This is a genomic window from Mesorhizobium sp. M0152, from assembly GCF_040322415.1.
GTDB lineage: Bacteria > Pseudomonadota > Alphaproteobacteria > Rhizobiales > Rhizobiaceae > Mesorhizobium.
The window spans coordinates 1-1,452 of sequence record NZ_JAMYTH010000113.1 but is presented as its reverse complement, the minus strand read 5'-3'; the positions used below and the strand labels follow the sequence as shown (position 1 = coordinate 1,452).

Genomic DNA, 1,452 nt, shown 5'->3' with positions numbered 1-1,452 from the left:
TGCTCAAGGTAAGTCTTTGTCGCAGAAGCATTTTCCTTGATTCGGAACCCCGATGCACTTCAACTGTGTGAGACATCCGGGCTAGCCTGGAGCGGCTGCAGTTCGACCATATTGATCTTTATCAGCTGCACGGCACCGACACGGTGACGCCGATCGACGAGACGCTCAGGGCGCTCGACGATCTGGTTGCCAGTGGCAAGGTCCGTTATGTCGGCGTATCAAACTGGGCGGCGTGGCGCATTGCCAAGGCGCTCGGCATTGCCGACCGCAAGGGCTTTGCCCGTTTCGAGACCATCCAGTCCTATTATTCGATCGCCGGCCGCGATCTCGAACGCGAGATCGTGCCGCTGATCAATGAGGAAAAACTCGGGCTGATGGTGTGGTCGCCGATGGCCGGCGGCCTGTTGTCCGGCAAATACGGCCCCGGCGCGCCCGGCAATGGCGAGGGCCGCCGCGCGTCCTTCAACTTCCCGCCTGTCAATGAAGACCGCGCCTGGGCGGCGGTTGCCGTGATGCGCGAGATCGCCGCCAAGCACGGCGTCAGCGTCGCCACTGTCGCACTCGGCTATGTTCTGGCAAAACCCTTCGTGATGAGCGTCATCATCGGCGCCAGCCGCATGGAACAGCTCGAACAGAACCTCGCCGCTACCGAATTGAAGCTCGATGCCGACGATCTCGGCAGGCTGGACGAGGTCAGCGCACTGCCGGCCGAATATCCCGGCTGGATGCTGGAGCGCCAGGCCGCGGGTCGGCGCCCAGCGCCTTTCGTGCCGAAGCCGTAGTCGCTCAAACTTATCTGGCGTCTCCTGGGCCGCGTCTCGCTTGGACGCGCGGCTTACCCTTAGAGACGCAAAAGAGCGTTTTCCAATTGCATGTCGTCAACGCAGCCGAACAGCCAGTCCTACGCAAGCGAGAAGTCAGCGCAATGGCCTATATGCTGAAACGCCAGGCCGGCTTCCGGCTGTTTCTGGACGACGGCCGCGTCCACGACTCCAACCTCGTCCGCAATGCTCTCTTTGCCGGCCATGATGAAGGCGGCCGCAATTGGGCCCGTTTCGCCAGCGTGATCGGCACATGCAAGATGAACCGCGTTGAACCACAGCCTACCTGCGCGATCCTCCTTATCAGCCTCGCAAATGGCCACCTCTCCAAAGACATCGAGGCCCTCATGCCCTGGGCCTATGCGTAACGGATCAGCGCCTCGCAATTAGTTCGTCCCGGACTCCTCGACGAAGAGGACCATACCCGGGGGATTTTGACCGACCCACGGGGGATCATGACTTTCTTACTTTACCCGAAAGCCGAAGGCGAGTGGGTCGCGCTCGTCGACGAGAATGGTATTGTAACCGGTGACACGCGCCCATCCGCCTACGCTCGGAAGAATGGCAGGACGTCCTGCAACTTCCGCCACATCCTCCACACGACCACGGAATAGCGTGCCGATGATAGACT

The 1,452-nt window shown here is 61.0% G+C and carries 1 protein-coding gene and 2 pseudogenes; 2 read left to right on the top strand and 1 reads right to left on the bottom strand.

What is annotated here, in order from left to right:
• Positions 1-74 precede the first annotated feature (74 nt).
• Both NKJ26_RS33360 and NKJ26_RS33355 read left to right on the top strand, forming a co-directional pair.
• A pseudogene (locus NKJ26_RS33360) lies at positions 75-782 on the top strand (aldo/keto reductase); the annotation flags it as partial.
• Between the two features lie 116 nt (positions 783-898).
• A pseudogene (locus NKJ26_RS33355) lies at positions 899-1,189 on the top strand (transposase domain-containing protein); the annotation flags it as partial.
• A 96-nt stretch (positions 1,190-1,285) separates the two neighbouring features.
• Here the strand turns inward: NKJ26_RS33355 and NKJ26_RS33350 are convergent.
• On the bottom strand, positions 1,286-1,452 hold a 167-nt coding region (locus NKJ26_RS33350), incomplete at its 5' end, for a proline racemase family protein (RefSeq protein WP_352700098.1).